The organism is Actinokineospora pegani (assembly GCF_009745975.1).
In the GTDB taxonomy this organism is placed as follows: domain Bacteria; phylum Actinomycetota; class Actinomycetes; order Mycobacteriales; family Pseudonocardiaceae; genus Actinokineospora; species Actinokineospora pegani.
In genome coordinates this window covers 222,910-240,088 of sequence record NZ_WHOL01000117.1, presented here as the reverse complement: position 1 = coordinate 240,088, position 17,179 = coordinate 222,910, and the positions used below count along the sequence as shown (strand labels likewise).

Here is a 17,179-nt window from a genome sequence, read left to right as displayed (position 1 = left end):
GAGTCCATGGAGGTCAAGGAACTGCTGGCCAAGGCTGGACTGAACCCACGCGGGACAGTGGTCACGCAAACCCGCGAAGCCGTGCTGGTAATCAATAATCGCGCGTGTGAAGGTTTTATGGGGTGTCGGGCTTTGCTGCCGGTGATCTTGCCTGTCGGGTACACCTTGACCGTGTACGGTCCCGGTTATCACGAGGTCTTCAAGGGAGGAAAGAAATGGCCGAGCTAGGTGTCTGGTACGACCAGGACAGCAGCGACGCCTATCAGGAGGGTGATCCTGTCATCCCCGTGCGAACCGCCGGTGAACTGGACGCTCTGATCGACCGGGTGCGCGCGGAGACCGTGAGCCACCGCTGCCCAGCCATGATCCAAGTTGGTCTCCTCGGCAACGAGGGCTACCCCGTGCTCGAGGTCGGACTGGGCCAAGACAAGGGCTTCATCCACTACAACGCCCAGGACGCCAGGCGCACCATCGGCGACGGCGACCCCAACGCGAACGTTGAGTACGTCTACATGGGCAGCCTCGGCGAAGTCCCCGCCGACTCCGAGGTGTCGATCGACGTCGTCCGCCAGGGCCTCCACGAGTTCCTCGCCACCGGAACCCGCCTCTCGGTGGTCCGCGAGGACTAGACCAGGCGCTTGCGGTAAGCCAATCCCGCTGCCACGGCCCCAGCGAGCGCCCCCGCCCCCAACACCGACGGGACGCCGATCTTGGCGGCCTTGCGGCCGGTGCGGAAGTCCCGGATCTCCCAGCCGCGCTTGCGGGCGACCTCGCGCAGGGTCCCATCGGGGTTGACCGCCACCGCCGTGCCGACGACCGAGAGCATGGGGACGTCGTTGGACGAGTCGGAGTAGGCGGTGCAGCGGCGCAGGTCCAGGCCCTCGCGGGCGGCGAGGGAGCGCACGGCGTGGGCCTTGGCGGGGCCGTGCAGCATCTCGCCGACCAGCTTGCCGGTGAAGACCCCCTCCGCGCTCTCGGCGACGGTGCCCAGCGCGCCGGTGAGGCCCAGGCGGCGGGCGATGATGGTGGCCAGTTCGACCGGGGTCGCGGTGACCAGCCAGACGCGTTGACCGGCGTCCAGGTGCATCTGGGCCAGTGCGCGGGTGCCTGGCCAGATCTTGTCGGCCATCAGCTCGTCGAAGATCTCCTCGCCGAGGTCGATGAGCTCATCGACGGTGTGGCCCGCGACGAAGGAGAGGGCCTGTTCGCGGCTGCTCTTGATGCCGTCGGCGGTTTCCTTGCCGCCGACGCGGAAGAGCACCTGCTGCAGGGTGAACTTGAGCAGGTCGGAGTTGGTGAAGAACTTCCGGGCGGCCAGGCCGCGGGCGAAGTGGAAGATCGACGCGCCCATCATGATGGTGTTGTCCACGTCGAAGAACGCTGCGGCGGTCAGGTCGACCGGCGCCTGCGGGGGTACCGGGTCCGCTGCCTCGATGGCGACCGCGGCTTCGGCGCTCGCCGCGCCCGCTACCGCCGCGAGGCGCTCGAGTTCGGGGTCGTCATGACCCCCTCGCCACAGGGACACCGCGCGCCTTCCCTTCCTCGCTGGTCCGTCCAGCACAGCCTAGCGCCGAACGGTGTGGCCAACCCGACACGTCCCGGCGGGTCGCCCGCGGCGGCTAGCCGATTTCGATGCCCGGCAGCCCGAGCAGTGGCGGGATGGCGATCGTCGGCAGCGGCAACGGCAGGTTGAGCGACAGCGTCGGCGGGGCGGGCGGCGTCGAGCCACCGGGCTGTTCGGTCTTCGGCGGCGCCCCCGGCAGCAGGGTCGGCAGCTCCACCAGTGGCGGCCTGCTGGTCAGCGGCGGGTTCGCGGGGTCGGTGCCGCCCGCGTCGCCGCCTGCGCCGGGGGCGGTCCGCGGCGGCTGCGGGGCGCCGGGGACGGGCTGCCGGGTGGCCGTCGCCCCGCCGTCGGCGGGCGGGGTGTCCCCGGTCCGCGACGACGGCGGCACCGCGTCGGGCCGCACCGCGCACGGGGCCGTGGCGGGCAGCGGGCCGAGGTCGTCGACCGCGCCGGAGGTCACCTCGAAGCAGGGCAACCGCTCGGCCAGCGCCTGCGAGCGGGCCTGGATCTCGGTCAGCAGTGCGGAGGTGGCCTGCTCGCGGTTGGCCACGGTGGCGGGCAGCCGGTCGCGCACGGCGGCCAGCCTGCTCGCCTGCTGGGCCGCCCAGCCGCCGAGCACCGGCAACTGGCTGCCGTCGCCGGTGGTGGTCACCGCGAGCAGCCTGCGGGTGCCGGCGGCGGTGTCGGTGTCGAAGTCGTGCAGCGCGTCCAGGTAGGAGCCGATGGGCGCCGTGCCCGGGTCGCGGTGGCGCTGGGCCAGGGTCTCGATCTCGGCGATCCGGGCGGTGGCGAACTGCAGGTGCTTGAACGCCCGGTCCTCCTCGCCGAAGGTCAGGCCGAGCTCGGCGGCCTCGCCGGTGCGCTTGATGCCGTAGAGCGGGTCGCCGGGCAGCGCGTCCCTGGCCAGCAGCAGGCTCATCCCGCCCAGGGACAGCACCATGACCAGCACCGCGACCGCGGCGACGGCGAAGCGTCCGCGAACGCCGTGCACACCGGCTCTTGGCGGCTCGCCGGGGCGCTTGCCGCCCGAGGCGCCGCCGGTCCGGCGGGTGCGCGGCGCGCGGCCCGCGCGGACGGGCCGGGGCGTGGGGGACGGGCGCGGTTGGCGGTCGAGCGCGGTGGACGTCGTCGCGGGCTCGGACACGCCCGCCAGGACCCGCTCGCGCATCCGCGCGCGGGCGGCGGGGTCGGGTCCGGTGTCGCGGGCGAGCCCGGTCAGGAGCCCGACGACGGCGCGGTCGTCGTCGGTGAAATCCTCGTCGAGGTCGGCGAGCAGCGCGGCGAGGTCCGGGCGCACCGGTTCCACGCGCCTGCCCGACGCGCTCTCCCGGTCCGACTTCCCCGTTCCGCTCTCCACCATCCCACTCCGGTTCGTGATGACTGCTGCACCCGGTGAAACGATTGCCTGCCCAGGGGGTTACGGCCCCGGCGGGGGCGCACCCGGCACCACCACCCGGACGGCGTACCCGGCCGCACCGGGGCGCCGCGGCCGGTCGGTCACCGCAGCCCGGTCGGCAGGAGCTGGGCCAGCCTGCGCACCGCGCGGTGTTGCAGCGCCTTCACCGCCCCCTCGTTCCGGTTCATGATCTCCGCCGTCTCCGCCACCGACAAGCCCTGCAGGAACCGCAGCACGATGCACTCGCGCTGGTCGTCGCCGAGCTGGTCGACGCAGCGCAGCAGCGCGTCCCTGGTCGCCATCGACAGGACCTGCTGCTCGGGGCCGGGGTCGTCGCGCTCGGAATCGCGGAACTCCGGGGTGGCGACCTCCAGCTTGTAGCGGCTGGACTTCACGTGGTCGAGGATCAGGTTCCGGGCGATGGTGACGAACCACGCTCCCACGTCGCGGCCCTGGTAGGTCACCGAGGTGATCCGGCGCAGCGCCCGCAGGAAGGTCTCGCTCGTGACGTCCTCGGCCAGCTCGCGGTCGCCCACGCGGAACAGGGCGTACCGGAAGACCACGTCGACGTAGCGGTCGTAGAGCTTGCCGAAGGCCACCTTGTCGCCGCCCTGGGCGGCGTGCACCAGCTCCCACGACTCGCGGTGCGCCTCCTCCGGGGCCGCCTGCCCCGGACCCGGCTCCACGACGTCCCCGCCCACGGCGCTGTCCCCGACCGGCTTCGGCGCCGGTCGGGCGTGTGGCACGGAGGCAGCCGTGTTCGTACGGGTCTGGCGGGGCATCGGGCAGCCGCACACTCCCTCGACGGTCCCAAGCGGTCGGTGCACACGTTGGGGATCAGCTAGAGCTTACGTGTCGTTACTTTTTAGTAGGTGATAAGTCTTCAGGTAAAGCATGTGTCATCTTATGTAGTGAACCGTGATGTGAGTGATGCGTGCCACACTGCGGTTGTCCGACGTGGTTCTCAGAGCATGTTTTGACCAACGAAACGACACTGCGACGAGAGGTCCGTCCGATGGCACAGGCGCCAACCGGAACCATTGCCGACCTGGTCGCGGCCGCCCGCGCCCGCGTCCCGGCGCACACCGCGCTGGTCGACGGGACCACCGGCGCCTCGCTGAGCTGGGCGCGGTTCGACGCCGCGGTCGACGCTTTCGCCCGCACTCTCGTCGCTCAGGGTCTTACTCAGGGTGACCGCGTTGTGCTCATGCTCCCCAATGGGATCGATTTTTGCGTCGCCCTGTTCGGCGTCATCCGTTCGGGTGGCGTGGCCGTCCCGATCGACACCGAGGTTCCTGCCCGGGAGGCCGCCAGGGTCGTCGAGCACAGCGGCGCCGCGTTCGGCCTGGGCGTCGACGCGCCGACCGCGCTGCCCGCCCCGGACCTCGACGCGCCCGCGGCCGAGCCGTTCCCCGCCGTCGGCGGCGGCGAGGACATCGCCGTGCTCGCCTACACGTCCGGCACGGCGGGCCTGCCGCGCGGTGTGATGCTGTCGCACCGGGCGCTGCTGGCCAACGTCGAGCAGTGCTCGGCGCTGCGCCCCACGCCGGTCAACACCGCCGACCGGGTCCTGCTGGCCGTCCCGCTCTCGCACGCCTACGGCCTGTCCGCGCTCTGGCAGGTCGCCGCGGCGGGGGCCACCGGGGTGCTGCTCGACCGCTTCGGCGTCGACCGGGCGCTGGCCGTCTGCCAGGAGCGCAGGGTCTCCACCATCGTGGGCGTTCCCGTCATGTACCGGGCGTTCGTCACCGCGGGGGCCGAGCGGCTGGGCGAGGCGCTGTCCACCGTCCGGCTGGCGACCTCCGGCGCCGCCCCGCTCGACCCGCGCACCCTGGCCGAGTTCCGCGTCGAGACCGGCCTGTCCATCTACGAGGGCTACGGCCTGACCGAGACCGGCCCGGTGCTCACCTCCACCCTGGCCAGCGGCGTGGCCAAGCCCGGCTCGGTGGGCAAGCCCATCCCCGGTGTGGAGCTGCGGCTGGTCGACAGCGACGGCAGCACGCTGGAGGTCGTCCCGGACGAGGACGAGGTCTACTACACCGAGGAGGACACCGGCACCGGCCTGGTCGCCGCGCGCGGGCCCAACCTGTTCAGCGGGTACTGGCCGGACGGGGCGCACGGCCCCGACGCCGAGGGCTGGTTCCGCACCGGCGACGTCGGCTACCTCGACACCGACGGCGACCTGCGGCTGGTGGACCGGGCCAACGACCTGATCATCGTCAACGGCTTCAACGTCTACCCGCACGAGGTCGAGCGGGTGGTGGGGGAGCTGCCCGAGGTCGCCGAGGCCGCCGCCGTGGGCGTGCCGGACGAGCGCGCGGGCGAGCGGGTCAAGGTCGTGCTGGTGCTGCGCCCCGGCGCGGAGCTGACCGAGGAGGCCGTCCGCGCGCACTGCGCCGACCACCTCGCCCGGTTCAAGGTGCCGGAGGCGGTCGAGTTCACCCTGGAGCTGCCGCACTCGGTCACCGGGAAGCTCAGCCGCGCCGGGCTGCGCGGTCGCCGGGATCGGTAGGTTCGCGGCATGGACGAGCCGAGGGTGACCGTGGTGACGCGCGTTGGCTGCCACGCGTGCGAGGTGGCCGAGGCCGACGTCGCCCGGATCTGCGCCGACCTCGGTCTGGGGTGGACCGCGCAGGACGTGGACGCCGACCCCGAACTCCGCGCGGAGTTCGGCGACCGCGTCCCGGTGATCCTGGTCGACGGCGACGAGCACGGGTACTGGAAGGTGGAGGAGGAGCGGCTCCGGCGAGCTCTCACCCGATAGGGGCCATCCGGACGGGCGCTGGCGCCGAACACCAGGTGTGAAGACGCTCGAGCACGACTCCGTGTCCACGCCGCGGCGACCGCTGCGCTGGCTGGTCGCCGCGCTGATCGGCGTCCTCGCGGTCGCCGCCGCGTTGGCCGTCGGCGAGTTCGTGTCCGCTTTCACCGGGGCCGGCTCCTCGCCGTTCCTGGCCGTGGGCAACTCCGCGATCGACCTGACACCCGAGTGGCTCAAGCAGTTCGCGATCCGCAACTTCGGCACCAACGACAAGCTGGTGCTGCTGGCGGGCATGGCCGTGACGATCCTGGTCGCCGCGATCGTCGCCGGGCTGCTCTCGCGCCGGTCGCCGCTGCCCGGCATGGCCATCGCCGCCGCCTTCGGCGCGCTCGCCGTCGTGGCCGTGCTGACCAGGCCGGACACCGACGTGCTCGGCGTGCTCGCGCCGCTGGCCAGCCTGGTCACCGGCGTGCTGGTGTTCCGCTGGCTGCACGGTGTGGCGATGGACCGGCTCGCGGCCGCATCGTCTGAAAAGGACGGTCTGACGCGGCGGAGGTTCCTCTACTCCGCGGCGGGCACCGCCGTCGGCGCCGGGGTGCTCGGCGGGGCGGGCAAGCTGCTGACGGGCAGCTCGGACATCGAGGCCTCGCGCGCGGCGATCGGCAAGCTGACGGTCGGGTCACCCGCGCCGCCCATCCCCGCGAGCGCGGGGTACGAGTCGCTCGGCGCGACCAAGTTCATCACCGACAACCGCGAATTCTACCGGATCGACACCGCGCTGACGCTGCCCCGGCTGACCGCGGAGGACTGGCAGCTCAAGATCCACGGCCTGGTGGACAACGAGGTCACCTTCGACTTCGCCGACATCCGCGACCGCGAGCTCATCGAGAAGACCATCACGATGACGTGCGTGTCCAACGAGGTCGGCGGTCCTTACATCTCCACATCGAACTTCATCGGCGTGCCGCTGCGCGACCTGCTCGACGAGGCGGGCGTGCAGGACGTGGGCGGGCAGGTCTTCGCGACCAGCGTCGACGGCTGGACCACGGCCACCCCGGTGCGGGACATGCTCGACGAGGAGCGCGGGGCGCTGCTGGCCATCGGCATGAACGGCGAGGCGCTCCCGCTCGAGCACGGCTTCCCGGCGCGCATCATCGTCCCCGGCCTCTACGGGTACGCCTCGGCGTGCAAGTGGGTCGTCGACCTCGAGCTGATCCGCTACGGCCAGAAGAGCTTCTACTGGCAGGACCGCGACTGGGCGGTGGAGGCGCCGATCAAGACCCAGTCGCGCATCGACGTCCCCGCCGGGTTCGCCACCGTCCCGGCGGGCCGGGTCCAGATCGCCGGTGTGGCCTGGGCGCAGACCATCGGCATCGACAAGGTCGAGATCCGGATGGACGGCGGGCAGTGGCAGACCGCCGAGCTGGCCACCGAGGTCAACGACCGGACGTGGCGGCAGTGGCGCGCCGAGGTGGACCTTTCGAGTGGTAGTCACCGAGTCGAGGTGCGCGCCACCGACCGCAGCGGTAAGACCCAACCGCAGGAAAGGGTTCCGCCCATCCCGGACGGGGCCACCGGCTGGCACTCCATCCTGTTCTCTGTGGACTGACCGGCCCGCCGTCGGCCGCCGGGCGGAAAACTTCCTGGAATTTCGGCGAACCGACCCATCCGGGCCCCGACCGGCCTCGAATCCCCCATGACGCAAAACAAAACAGTTCTCGAAACGGAGTGATCACTGGTGAGCAAGCTCAAGCTGGCAAACGGCGCCGCCGCCATCATCGCCGCAGGTCTGGCGCTGACGGCCTGCAGCAGCAGCGACACCCCCAGCACCGATTCCGGCTCGGGCAGCAGCGCCCCCGCCCCCGCCCCCACCTCCGAGAGCTCCACCTCGGCCGCCGCGTCCGACGGCGTCACCACCGCCGCCGACGTCTTCGGCCCGGCCTGCTCGCAGCTCCCGCAGGGCGACGCCCCCGGCGGCCTGACCTCCATGGGCCCGGAGCCGGTCGCCACCGCCGCGAGCACCAACCCGCTGCTGACCAAGCTCGTCGCCGCCATCGGCGCCGTCGACGGCCTGGGCGACACCCTCAACACCTCGCCCGCCCTCACCGTCTTCGCCCCCGCCGACGCGGCGTTCGACGCCCTGGGCGAGGCGAAGTTCCAGGAGCTGGCGGCCGCTCCGGACCAGCTCCAGCCGATCCTGACCTACCACGTGCTGGGCCAGCGCTACGACGCCGAGGGCCTCGAGGACGCGGGCACCGTCCAGTCGCTGAACACCGCGGGCGGCGACATCAAGATCGAGGGCTCGGGCGAGAACATGACCGTCAACGGCGCCAAGGTGCTGTGCGGCAACATCCCGACCAAGAACGCCACCGTCTTCGTCATCGACACGGTGCTCACCCCGGGCGCCTGATCCCCGCGGTGTCCGCACCGCGACCCCCACGCCGAACGGGCGGAGCGCACCGCGCTCCGCCCGTTCGGCGTTCCCGGGTCCCCACCGCGCCCCCGCAGTCGAACGCATGTTCGATCTTGTGCTAGGCTCAGGGCATCCGGAATTGGTCGACGGGGAAGGTCGACCAAGGTCGGGTGCCTGGCAGCGGGCGGACCCACCGGGTCCGCCCGCTGTTGGCTTCGCGGCCCTCGGCGCCCCGGGAGCGGGCGGATGGCGGTGTGGCGTGTGTCAAGCCCCTGGCCACTGACTTTGTGCACACGTTCACAAGCGGTACCGTGGTCACCATCCCGGAGACGTTTCCTGTCGAGGAGTACCAGCGTGGCGGCACAGCGAGGCCAGCGGAACGGGGTCGGCGGCGACACCCCTCCCGCCCCGACCGCCGCTGAGATCACGACCCCGATCCCCAGGGTGGCCGAGGTCCCGGCGGCGCGTGAGCGCGCCAGGGCGATCCCCGAGGCCGCGGTGGCCCGGTTGGCCGTCTACCTGCGTGTCCTCTCGGCCATGCAGGAGCAGGGCGCGGTCACGGTCTCCAGCGAGGAACTGTCCGCGGCGGCCGGGGTCAACTCGGCCAAGCTGCGCAAGGACCTGTCCTACATCGGGTCCTACGGCACCCGCGGGGTCGGTTACGAGGTCACCGTCCTGATCGAGGAGATCGAGCGCATCCTCGGGCTCACGCGCAAGCACAGCGTGGCCGTGGTGGGCATCGGCAACCTGGGCCACGCGCTGGCCAACTACGGCGGGTTCCCCGGCCGGGGCTTCCCCGTCTCCGCGCTGTTCGACGTCGACCCGGACCTGGTGGGCGTGCCCGTCGGCGGGATCGCGGTGCACCACATCGACGACATCCCGGCCGTCTGCGCCGAGCGCGAGGTCTCGATCGGCGTCATCGCCACGCCCCCGCCCGCCGCGCAGGCGGTGTGCGACCGTTTGGTCGAGGCCGGTGTCCAGTGCATCCTGAACTTCGCGCCCGTCGTGCTCCAGGTGCCCGACCACGTCGAGGTGCGCAAGGTCGACCTCGCGGTCGAGTTGCAGGTGCTGTCGTTCCACGTGGCGCGTCGAGCCGATGACGCGGCCGCGATGGAGGGGCGTCAGGTCAACGGGATGGTGGTGTCATGAGCGTGCTCGCGGTCGGCATGTCGCACCGCAGCGCCGACGTCCGCGTGCTGGAGCGGGTGACGGTCCCGGCCGTCGACGTGCCCAAGGTCCTGCACGACCTGCTCGCCTGCCCCACGGTCTCCGAGGCCGTCCTGGTCTCCACCTGCAACCGCACCGAGGTCTACGCCGTCGTCGAGGCCTTCCACGCCGGGCTCTCCGACGTCGTGGGCGTGCTGGCCCGGCACGCGGGCGAGGACCCCACCGCGCTTTACGACCACTTGTACGTGCACTACGCCGCCGCCGCGGTCCAGCACCTGTTCACCGTGGGCGCGGGCCTGGACTCGATGGTCGTCGGCGAGTCGCAGATCCTCGGCCAGGTCCGCACCGCCTACAACACCGCCGCCGAGCACGGTGCCGTCGGGCGCTCGCTGCACGAGCTGGTCCAGCAGGCGCTGCGCATCGGCAAGCGCGTGCACACCGACACCGGCCTCGACCAGGTCGGCGGCTCGGTCGTCACCGAGGCGCTGGCCGACGCTGAGCGCGCGCTGGGCACGCTGGCCGGTCGCAAGGCCCTCATCGTCGGCGCGGGCTCGATGGGCGGCCTGTCGGCCGCCGCGCTGCGCCGCGCCGCCATCGGCGAGGTGGTCATCGCCAACCGCTCGGCCGCCAACGGCGAGCGGCTGGCCGCGTCCCTGGTCGAGCAGGGCGTCCCCGCCCGCGCGGTCGTGGGCCTGGGCACGCTGCGCGAGCTGATCTCCGAGGCCGACGTCGTCGTGTCCTGCACCGGCGCGGGCGGCTCGGTCATCCCGGTCGAGGCCGTCGCCGCGCGCACCAGCCCGCTGGTCGTCTGCGACCTGGGCCTGCCCCGCGACGTCGCCGACGGCGTCGGCGAGCTCGACGGCGTGCACGTGGTCGACCTGGTGAGCCTGCAGCAGCGGCTGGCCGAGGCCCCCAGCGGCCTGGACACCCGCCGCGCGACCGAGATCGTGGCCGAGGAGGTGCGCGGCTACCTCGCCGCGCAGCGCTCGTCCGAGGTCACCCCCACGGTGACCGCCCTGCGCCGCCGAGCGGCCGAGGTCGTCGACGCCGAGCTGCTGCGGCTCGACTCGCGCCTGCCCGACCTCGACGGCGGTACCCGCGACGAGCTGGCCCGCACCGTGCGCCGGGTCGTCGACAAGCTGCTGCACACCCCGACCGTGCGGGTCAAGGAGCTGGCCTCCGGACCCGCGGGCACCGGCTACGCCGAGGCGCTGCGCGAGCTGTTCCAGCTCGACCCGCACAAGCCGGCCGCCGTCGCCGCGCCCAGTGAGGACAAGACGTGACCAGGACCATCCGCATCGGCACCAGGGGCAGCGCGCTGGCCCTGGCGCAGACCGGCACGATCGCCGAGCTGCTCGAGCAGGCGGGCGCCAAGACCGAGATCGTCGTGGTGTCCACCCCCGGCGACCGCTCGATGGCCCCGATCGCCGAGATCGGCATCGGCGTGTTCACCTCGGCGCTGCGCGACGCGCTCGCCCACCGCGAGGTGGACGTCGCCGTGCACTCCTACAAAGACCTGCCGACCGCCCCGGACCAGCGCCTGTCGCTGGCCGCGGTCCCGCCCCGCGCCGACCCCAGGGACGCGCTCATCGCGCGCGACGGGCTCACCCTGGGCGAGCTGCTGCCGGGCGCGAAGATCGGCACCGGCTCGCCCAGGCGGGCCGCGCAGTTGCACGCGCTCGGTCTCGGTCACGTGATCGTGCCGATCCGCGGCAATGTGGACAGCCGGATCAAGAAGGTGCGCGACGGCGAGCTCGACGCCGTGGTGCTCGCCCGTGCCGGGCTCGCCCGGCTGGGCAGGCTCGACGAGATCACCGAGACGCTCGACCCGATCCAGATGCTCCCCGCGCCCGCGCAGGGGGCACTGGCGGTGGAGTGCCGGGTCGACGACGTCGACGTCGAACACCTTCTCCAGTCCACAGTGGACGATCATGCCAGCCGGGCGGCGGTGGCCGCAGAGCGCGCGATGCTGGCCGCGCTCGAGGCGGGCTGCTCCGCACCGGTTGGCGCACTGGCCGATGTCGTCGAAGACCTCGACGCGGACGACAAGGTGGTCTACCGCCTGTCGCTGCGCGGAGTCGCCGCCGCGTACCACGCGGACGGCGACCCGATCGGTCCCGTCGAGATCATGCGCGCCTCGGCCACCGGTGACCTGACCGCTGGAGAGCAGCTCGGCCGCGCGGTGGCCGCCGAGTTGCTGGAGCTCGGGGCCGGGGTGCTCTCCGGTCCCGAGGCGTAAGTTGATGAGGAAGTGTGGCCTGACATGACCACCCGTGCACGCAAGTCCCCCGGACGAGTCGCCTTCGTCGGCTCCGGGCCCGGTGACGCCGGACTGCTGACGGTGCGAGCCAGGGAACTGCTCGAACGCGCCGAACTCGTGGTGACCGACCCCGACGTGCCCTCCGGCGTGCTGGCCTCGGCCAACGCCGCCGCGGAGGTGCGCCCCGCGGTGGGGCAGCCCGCCGACGTGGCCAAGGACCTCGCGGGCGAGGCCAAGGCCGGGCGCGTCGTCGTGCGCCTGGTGGCGGGCGACCCGCTGACGCACTCGGCCGTCGTCGCCGAGGTGCAGGCCGTGGCCCGCACCAGCGCCGTGTTCGACGTCGTCCCCGGCGTCTCACCCGCGACCGCCGTCCCGGCCTACGCGGGTATCGCGCTGGGCTCCGGGCACACCGAGATCGACGTCCGGGGCGAGGTCGACTGGGCCGCCCTGGCCGCGGCCCCCGGCCCGATCGTGCTGCACGCCAGCGCCAGCCACCTCGCCGAGGCGGCCTCCTCGCTGGTCGAGCACGGCCTGGCCGCGCAGACCCCGGTCGCGGTGACCGCGGACGGCACCGCGACCAGCCAGCGCACCGTCGACACCACCCTGGCCTCGCTCGCCGCCGACGCGGGCGAGATCTCCGGGAACCTGGTCGTCACGGTCGGCGCAGCCGCCGCGGCGCGCTCGAAGCTGTCGTGGTGGGAGTCGCGCGCCCTCTACGGGTGGCGCGTGCTGGTGCCGCGCACCAAGGACCAGGCCGGGGAGATGAGCGAGCGCCTGCACCTGCACGGCGCCATCCCCAGCGAGGTGCCGACGATCTCCGTCGAGCCGCCGCGCAGCCCGGCGCAGATGGAGCGCTCGGTCAAGGGGCTCGTCGACGGCCGCTACCAGTGGGTCATCTTCACCTCGACCAACGCCGTGCGCGCGGTCTGGGAGAAGTTCGCCGAGTTCGGCCTCGACGCCCGCGCCTTCTCCGGCGTGAAGATCGCCTGCGTCGGCGAGGCGACCGCGGCGAAGGTCCGCTCGTTCGGCATCAACCCGGAGCTGGTCCCCTCGGGCGAGCAGTCCTCCGAGGGCCTGCTGGCCGACTTCCCGCCCTACGACGACATCCTCGACCCGGTGGAGCGCGTGCTGCTGCCCCGGGCCGACATCGCCACCGAGACGCTGGCCGCGGGCCTGCGCGACCGGGGCTGGGAGATCGACGACGTGACCGCGTACCGCACGGTCCGCGCCGCGCCGCCGCCCGCCGACACCCGCGAGATGATCAAGACTGGCGGCTTCGACGCGGTGTGCTTCACCTCGTCGTCGACCGTGCGCAACCTGGTCGGCATCGCGGGCAAGCCGCACACCCGGACCCTGGTCGCCTGCATCGGCCCGAAGACGGCCGAGACCGCGCGTGAGTTCGGTCTCCGCGTGGACGTGCAGCCCGAGCACGCGACCGTGCCGTCGCTGGTCGACGCGCTGGCCGAGCACGCGGCCCGGCTGCGGGCCGAGGGCGCGCTGCCGCCCCCGCGCAAGACCAAGCGGGCGCGCCGCTGACGCGCTGAGGGACACTGAGCGGGTGGGTCGCCGGATGGTGACCCACCCGTTCTCATTCTTGCCGCATGGGAGAAGCGATGTTCCCCAACCACCGCCCCCGCCGACTGCGCCGCACGCCCGCGCTGCGCCGGATGGTGAGTGAGACCCAGCTCGAGCCGCGCCAGCTCGTGCTGCCCATGTTCGTCAAGGAGGGCGCGACCGAGCCGTCGGCCGTCTCCAGCATGCCGGGCGTCGTCCAGCACACCCGCGAGACGCTGCGCAAGGCCGCCGTCGAGGCGGTGTCGGCCGGGGTCGGCGGGATCATGCTCTTCGGCGTGCCCGCCCGCCGCGACGCCGTGGGCTCGGGCGCGGTCGACCCGGACGGCGTCCTCAACGTCGCGCTGCGCGACCTGCGGTCGGAGCTGGGCGACTCGACCGTGCTGATGTCCGACCTGTGCCTGGACGAGTTCACCGACCACGGCCACTGCGGCGTCCTCGACCCCGACGGCGGCGTGGACAACGACGCCACCCTCGCCGTCTACGCGGACATGGCCCGCGCCCAGGCCGACGCGGGCGCCCACCTGCTCGGTCCCAGCGGCATGATGGACGGCCAGGTCGGCGTCATCCGCGAGGCCCTCGACACCGCGGGCCACACCGACACCGGCATCCTCGCCTACTCCGCCAAGTTCGCCTCGGCCTTCTTCGGGCCCTTCCGCGAGGCCGTCGACTCCCAGCTCACCGGCGACCGCAAGACCTACCAGCAGGACCCGGGCAACATCCGCGAGGCGCTGCGCGAGACCCACCTCGACCTGGTCGAGGGCGCCGACCTGGTCATGGTCAAACCCGCCATGGCCTACCTCGACGTCATCCGCGCCGTGCACGAGATCGCCGACGTGCCGGTCGCGGCCTACCAGGTGTCCGGGGAGTACGCGATGATCGAGGCCGCGGCCGAGCGCGGGTGGCTGGAGCGCGAGCGCACGATCATGGAGTCGCTGACCTCGATCCGCCGCGCGGGCGCAGACGTGATCCTCACGTACTGGGCCGCCGAGGCCGCCGGCTGGCTCGATCGCTGAGGCGGTCGCGGCTGGTCTGCGGCCGGGCAAAACGGACCGGCGGGTAACCTCGGCGGCGTGAGCGGCTCCGAGGACGAGGTCGAAGAGGGCAGCGGGCACCGGCACAAGCCGGTGATGCCGACGGCGGACGAGGCGGACGAGGGCGCGCGCGGCGATGCCCCCGGGGCGGTGCGGGCGGCGTTCTGGGTCTGGGTCGTGGCCGGGGCCGTCGGGTTGGCCGGGGCGATCTACTTCTTCGTCAACCGCGAGAACTGGGTGCGGGCGCAGGTGCGGCTGAACCCGGACCTGCTGGCGCTGGACGTGCAGGCCACGGCCACCGGGCTGGGGGCGTGGCTGATCGCGGGCGCGGCGATGTTCCTGGTCTTCTTCGTCCTGCTCGCCTACCAAGCCCGGCGCGGCATCCGGAAGGCCAGGGCGCTGCTGCTGGTGCTGGGCCTGTTCGCCGCCCTGTTCGAGTACACGCTGGGTCGGGTGACGATCTACGGCCTGCTCAGCGCACTGCTGATCATCATTGCCGCCGGGATGCTCTACTCGCCGCGGGCCAGGCGGTTCTACCGCGAGGCGGACGAGTGACCGATCCGGACCTGCCCACCCCGCCAGAGCAGACCCCGGCTGACCGAGCGGCGCCGGTCGAGGAGGTCGTGCTCTACCGCGAGCCCGGCTCCACCTGGTGGCCGCTGCTCTGGGGCCCGCTGTTCTGCGCCGTCGGCTACCTCGTCGAGGTCCTCACCGGCCCCGCGCACCCGCTGGCCTGGTCGGGCGCCGCGGTCCTGCTGGTCGCCATCACCACGCTCTGGATCGTCGCCCGGCGCCAGGACCGGTCGGTCGTGCTGACCCCGACCTTGCTGCGCCTGGGCGCGGACGTGCTGCACCTGGAGCGGATCGTCCGCGTCGAGGGGGTCGAGGAGCCCGAGGTCGCCCGGCCGGTCGGCCGCGGGTTCACCATCCCCCGCAAGACCCACGCCGTGCCGCTTGAGCTGACCGGCGGGACGGTCGTGCTCGCCTGGGCCCGGTTCCCCGACGACCTGGTGGAGGTCTTGGCGCCGTTGCTGCGCGAACGGCACGAGGAGAGCGAGGACGAACAGCCGTGACCCCGTCCCACACCGGCGCCCGCCCCACGGCCAACCCCCGGCCCAAGCTCGTCGACCAGGCTGTCTGGCTCACCCTCGGCGGGGTCGCGGTCAACGCCGCGGGCACCCTGTTCCAGGTCTTCACCGACCGGGTCTGGGTGGAGCGCACCGCGCGCGAGCTGAGCGAGGGCTTCACCGGCGCGGGCCCCATCACCCCGGGGCAGGTCGTGGCCGCGGGCGTGCTCGGCGTCGTGGCCATGATCGGGCTCTTCGCGTTGCTGGTTGTCAAGGCCCGCGCGGGTCGGGAGTGGTCCCGGATCGCGCTGGCCGGGCTCGCGGCGCTGGGCGCCGCCGGGTTCCTCGCCGAGGTCGCCTCGGTCGGCCCGGCGCCGGTCCTGGCCGTCGACCTGGCCGACGCCGCGTTCCGGGTCGTGGGCGCGGCCTACCTGTTCCGACCGGAGTCGACGCGGTTCTTCCACCTCGTCCGGTCTGGAATTCCCAGCGGAGCGACCCGCGAACCAATACCGTCTGGCGGTATGACGAGCAACGACCCCAACCAGCCGTCGGGCCAGCAGCCCGGCCAGTCCCCCCAGTACGGCCAGGAGCCCCAGTACGGGCAGGCCCCGCAGTACGGGCAGCAGCCCGGCCAGTACCAGCCGATGCCGTCCGCCCCGCCGGTCGGCCACGGCGCCCCGCCTGCCCGGCCCAAGCAGGTCGACACCTCCTTCATGCTCTGGCTGGTCAACGCGGGCATCAACATCCTCAGCTTCATCGTCACGCTGACCATCGGCGCCGACATCCTGCGCGACCAGGTCCGCGACCAGGTCACGGTCGGCGGCGGGCTCTCCGAGTCCGAGATCGACTCCGCGGTCACCGCCGCGCTCACCGTCTCCGGCGTCATCGCGGTCGGCTTCTTCGCGCTCTACGTGCTGTTCGCGTTCAAGATGCGCGCGGGCCGCAACTGGGCCCGCATCACGCTGACCGTGCTGGGCGTCCTCGGCGTGCTGAGCGGCCTGTACAGCCTGGCCAGCGGCGACGGCGGCGTGGTCGGGATCCTGCTGAGCGTGGTGCAGGTCGTCCTGATCGGCACGGCGCTGTTCCTCATGTGGCAGAAGCCCTCGACCGAGTACTTCGAGGCGTCCAAGCGCGTCGGCTGACCCAGCCGCGACCTGAGACGGCATTCGGCGCACGGCGGTAACACGGGCGGGCTCGGCGACTACATACCGGACGTGATCCGGTTGTCCGAGCCCGTCCGAACCCCTGCGCCCACCACCGCGAGACCCGTGGCGGTGGACGCCGCCTTCGCGGGCGCCCTGCTCGCCGCGGGCATCACCGGCGCCCTCCTCGTGTTCTCCACCCGCGCCCTCGGCCTGCTCGGCCTGGGCGCCGCGCTGTCCGCGCTGGTCGCGGCGGCGCTGGCCTTCCCGCTGCGCGAGGGCCGCTCCTGGGCCAGGGCGGGGGTCGCCGCGGCCGCCCTGCTCGGCGCCCTCGGCGCGCCCGCCGCGGCCAACGCCGCCGCGGGCGTCGCGGCCCCGTGGCTGGGCTGCGCGCTGGTCGCGAGCTGGATGGCCGTGGTCGTCCTGCTGCTGCGCGTCGACGCCGCCCGGTACTTCGCCCGCCGGTCGTGACATTCTGGGGCGCGTGACCGATCCGCACTGGCCCGAGCCCACCGCCGCGCCGAACCGGCCCCGCCGGGCGCTGGTCGCCGCGGCCGAGGTCCTCGTGGTCGCCGCGCTGGTGTGGCTCGCGCTGTGGCTCTGGGCCAGGGGGACCCCGGTCTCCACCCCCGTCCTCGACCGCCCCGACCTGCGGCTGGCGGACTTCGACGGCCCGTTCGTCGCGGCCGCGGTGGGGGCGGCGACGCTGGCCGGGCTGCTGGTCGTCGACGCCGTCCGCCAGCTCGCGCTGGCCGTGCGCACCCGTCCCAGCCGGGCGTGAGCGTGCCCACCCGGACGCGTTT

19 protein-coding genes are annotated in these 17,179 nt (G+C 73.0%); 16 read left to right on the top strand and 3 right to left on the bottom strand.

The annotated features are described in order from the left end of the window. Positions 1-6 precede the first annotated feature (6 nt). Entirely contained in the window at positions 7-228 is a 222-nt protein-coding gene (locus tag GCL84_RS25310; protein WP_156758044.1) for a DddA-like double-stranded DNA deaminase toxin, read from the top strand. Further along, on the top strand, positions 216-629 hold the full coding sequence (locus tag GCL84_RS25305; RefSeq protein ID WP_156758043.1) for an Imm1 family immunity protein: 414 nt from the start codon (positions 216-218) through the stop codon (positions 627-629). Before GCL84_RS25310 ends, GCL84_RS25305 begins: the two co-directional genes overlap by 13 nt. Here the strand turns inward: GCL84_RS25305 and GCL84_RS25300 are convergent. The 3 genes from GCL84_RS25300 to GCL84_RS25290 all read right to left on the bottom strand — a co-directional run bounded on the left by GCL84_RS25300 (position 626) and on the right by GCL84_RS25290 (position 3,742). Continuing rightward, entirely contained in the window at positions 626-1,525 is a 900-nt protein-coding gene (locus tag GCL84_RS25300) for an HAD family hydrolase (protein WP_156758042.1), read from the bottom strand. The genes GCL84_RS25305 and GCL84_RS25300 overlap by 4 nt on opposite strands. Positions 1,526-1,619: 94 nt before the next feature. Next, positions 1,620-2,924 (bottom strand): DUF5667 domain-containing protein, encoded by a 1,305-nt coding sequence (locus GCL84_RS25295; RefSeq protein ID WP_156758041.1) that lies wholly within the window; start codon positions 2,922-2,924, stop codon positions 1,620-1,622. 137 nt (positions 2,925-3,061) lie between these two features. Continuing rightward, the gene (locus tag GCL84_RS25290) at positions 3,062-3,742 is read right to left on the bottom strand and encodes a sigma-70 family RNA polymerase sigma factor (protein ID WP_156758040.1); all 681 of its coding nucleotides are present in this window, start codon (positions 3,740-3,742) and stop codon (positions 3,062-3,064) included. 233 nt (positions 3,743-3,975) lie between these two features. Between GCL84_RS25290 and GCL84_RS25285 the strand changes: the two genes are divergently transcribed. The 14 genes from GCL84_RS25285 to GCL84_RS25220 all read left to right on the top strand — a co-directional run bounded on the left by GCL84_RS25285 (position 3,976) and on the right by GCL84_RS25220 (position 17,157). Then, positions 3,976-5,472: an AMP-binding protein gene (locus GCL84_RS25285; protein ID WP_156758039.1), complete on the top strand. Its 1,497-nt coding sequence runs from the start codon at positions 3,976-3,978 to the stop codon at positions 5,470-5,472. Between the two features lie 9 nt (positions 5,473-5,481). After that, positions 5,482-5,724 carry a glutaredoxin family protein gene (locus tag GCL84_RS25280; RefSeq protein ID WP_156758038.1) on the top strand — a complete coding sequence of 81 codons (243 nt, stop codon included), beginning with the start codon at positions 5,482-5,484 and terminating at the stop codon, positions 5,722-5,724. 37 nt (positions 5,725-5,761) lie between these two features. After that, positions 5,762-7,330, top strand: a complete 1,569-nt coding sequence (locus GCL84_RS25275; protein ID WP_235926685.1) for a molybdopterin-dependent oxidoreductase — start codon at positions 5,762-5,764, stop codon at positions 7,328-7,330. Between the two features lie 129 nt (positions 7,331-7,459). Beyond that, the gene (locus GCL84_RS25270) at positions 7,460-8,131 is read left to right on the top strand and encodes a fasciclin domain-containing protein (protein WP_156758037.1); all 672 of its coding nucleotides are present in this window, start codon (positions 7,460-7,462) and stop codon (positions 8,129-8,131) included. A 357-nt stretch (positions 8,132-8,488) separates the two neighbouring features. Continuing rightward, positions 8,489-9,283: a redox-sensing transcriptional repressor Rex gene (locus GCL84_RS25265; protein WP_156758036.1), complete on the top strand. Its 795-nt coding sequence runs from the start codon at positions 8,489-8,491 to the stop codon at positions 9,281-9,283. Then, positions 9,280-10,584, top strand: a complete 1,305-nt coding sequence (locus GCL84_RS25260) for a glutamyl-tRNA reductase (RefSeq protein WP_156758035.1) — start codon at positions 9,280-9,282, stop codon at positions 10,582-10,584. The genes GCL84_RS25265 and GCL84_RS25260 overlap by 4 nt, the downstream gene beginning before the upstream one ends. Continuing rightward, a complete protein-coding gene (hemC, locus tag GCL84_RS25255) occupies positions 10,581-11,540 on the top strand; it encodes a hydroxymethylbilane synthase (RefSeq protein WP_156758034.1) in 960 nt (319 codons plus the stop codon). The genes GCL84_RS25260 and hemC overlap by 4 nt, the downstream gene beginning before the upstream one ends. Before the next feature lie 24 nt (positions 11,541-11,564). Continuing rightward, positions 11,565-13,097, top strand: a complete 1,533-nt coding sequence (locus GCL84_RS25250; RefSeq protein WP_156758033.1) for a bifunctional uroporphyrinogen-III C-methyltransferase/uroporphyrinogen-III synthase — start codon at positions 11,565-11,567, stop codon at positions 13,095-13,097. A 77-nt stretch (positions 13,098-13,174) separates the two neighbouring features. Next, a complete protein-coding gene (gene hemB / locus GCL84_RS25245) occupies positions 13,175-14,149 on the top strand; it encodes a porphobilinogen synthase (protein WP_156758119.1) in 975 nt (324 codons plus the stop codon). Positions 14,150-14,206: 57 nt separating this feature from the next. After that, the gene (locus tag GCL84_RS25240) at positions 14,207-14,722 is read left to right on the top strand and encodes a hypothetical protein (protein WP_156758032.1); all 516 of its coding nucleotides are present in this window, start codon (positions 14,207-14,209) and stop codon (positions 14,720-14,722) included. Further along, on the top strand, positions 14,719-15,240 hold the full coding sequence (locus GCL84_RS25235) for a hypothetical protein (protein ID WP_235926683.1): 522 nt from the start codon (positions 14,719-14,721) through the stop codon (positions 15,238-15,240). The genes GCL84_RS25240 and GCL84_RS25235 overlap by 4 nt, the downstream gene beginning before the upstream one ends. Then, on the top strand, positions 15,237-16,376 hold the full coding sequence (locus GCL84_RS30365; protein ID WP_156758031.1) for a hypothetical protein: 1,140 nt from the start codon (positions 15,237-15,239) through the stop codon (positions 16,374-16,376). The genes GCL84_RS25235 and GCL84_RS30365 overlap by 4 nt, the downstream gene beginning before the upstream one ends. A 126-nt stretch (positions 16,377-16,502) precedes the next feature. Then, positions 16,503-16,847, top strand: a complete 345-nt coding sequence (locus tag GCL84_RS25225; protein WP_156758030.1) for a hypothetical protein — start codon at positions 16,503-16,505, stop codon at positions 16,845-16,847. A 13-nt stretch (positions 16,848-16,860) separates the two neighbouring features. Further along, a complete protein-coding gene (locus GCL84_RS25220) occupies positions 16,861-17,157 on the top strand; it encodes a hypothetical protein (RefSeq protein WP_156758029.1) in 297 nt (98 codons plus the stop codon). The last annotated feature ends 22 nt before the right edge of the window (positions 17,158-17,179 follow it).

Bases quoted from the DNA above. Each gene is read 5' to 3' on its own strand.
- GCL84_RS25305 (WP_156758043.1), top strand. From the start codon at position 216: ATGGCCGAGCTAGGTGTCTGGTACGACCAGGACAGCAGCGACGCCTAT.
- GCL84_RS25290 (WP_156758040.1), bottom strand. From the start codon at position 3,742: ATGCCCCGCCAGACCCGTACGAACACGGCTGCCTCCGTGCCACACGCC.
- GCL84_RS25285 (WP_156758039.1), top strand. From the start codon at position 3,976: ATGGCACAGGCGCCAACCGGAACCATTGCCGACCTGGTCGCGGCCGCC.
- GCL84_RS25310 (WP_156758044.1), top strand. From the start codon at position 7: ATGGAGGTCAAGGAACTGCTGGCCAAGGCTGGACTGAACCCACGCGGG.
- GCL84_RS25250 (WP_156758033.1), top strand. From the start codon at position 11,565: ATGACCACCCGTGCACGCAAGTCCCCCGGACGAGTCGCCTTCGTCGGC.
- GCL84_RS25295 (WP_156758041.1), bottom strand. From the start codon at position 2,924: ATGGTGGAGAGCGGAACGGGGAAGTCGGACCGGGAGAGCGCGTCGGGC.
- GCL84_RS25280 (WP_156758038.1), top strand. From the start codon at position 5,482: ATGGACGAGCCGAGGGTGACCGTGGTGACGCGCGTTGGCTGCCACGCG.
- GCL84_RS25260 (WP_156758035.1), top strand. From the start codon at position 9,280: ATGAGCGTGCTCGCGGTCGGCATGTCGCACCGCAGCGCCGACGTCCGC.
- hemB (WP_156758119.1), top strand. From the start codon at position 13,175: ATGTTCCCCAACCACCGCCCCCGCCGACTGCGCCGCACGCCCGCGCTG.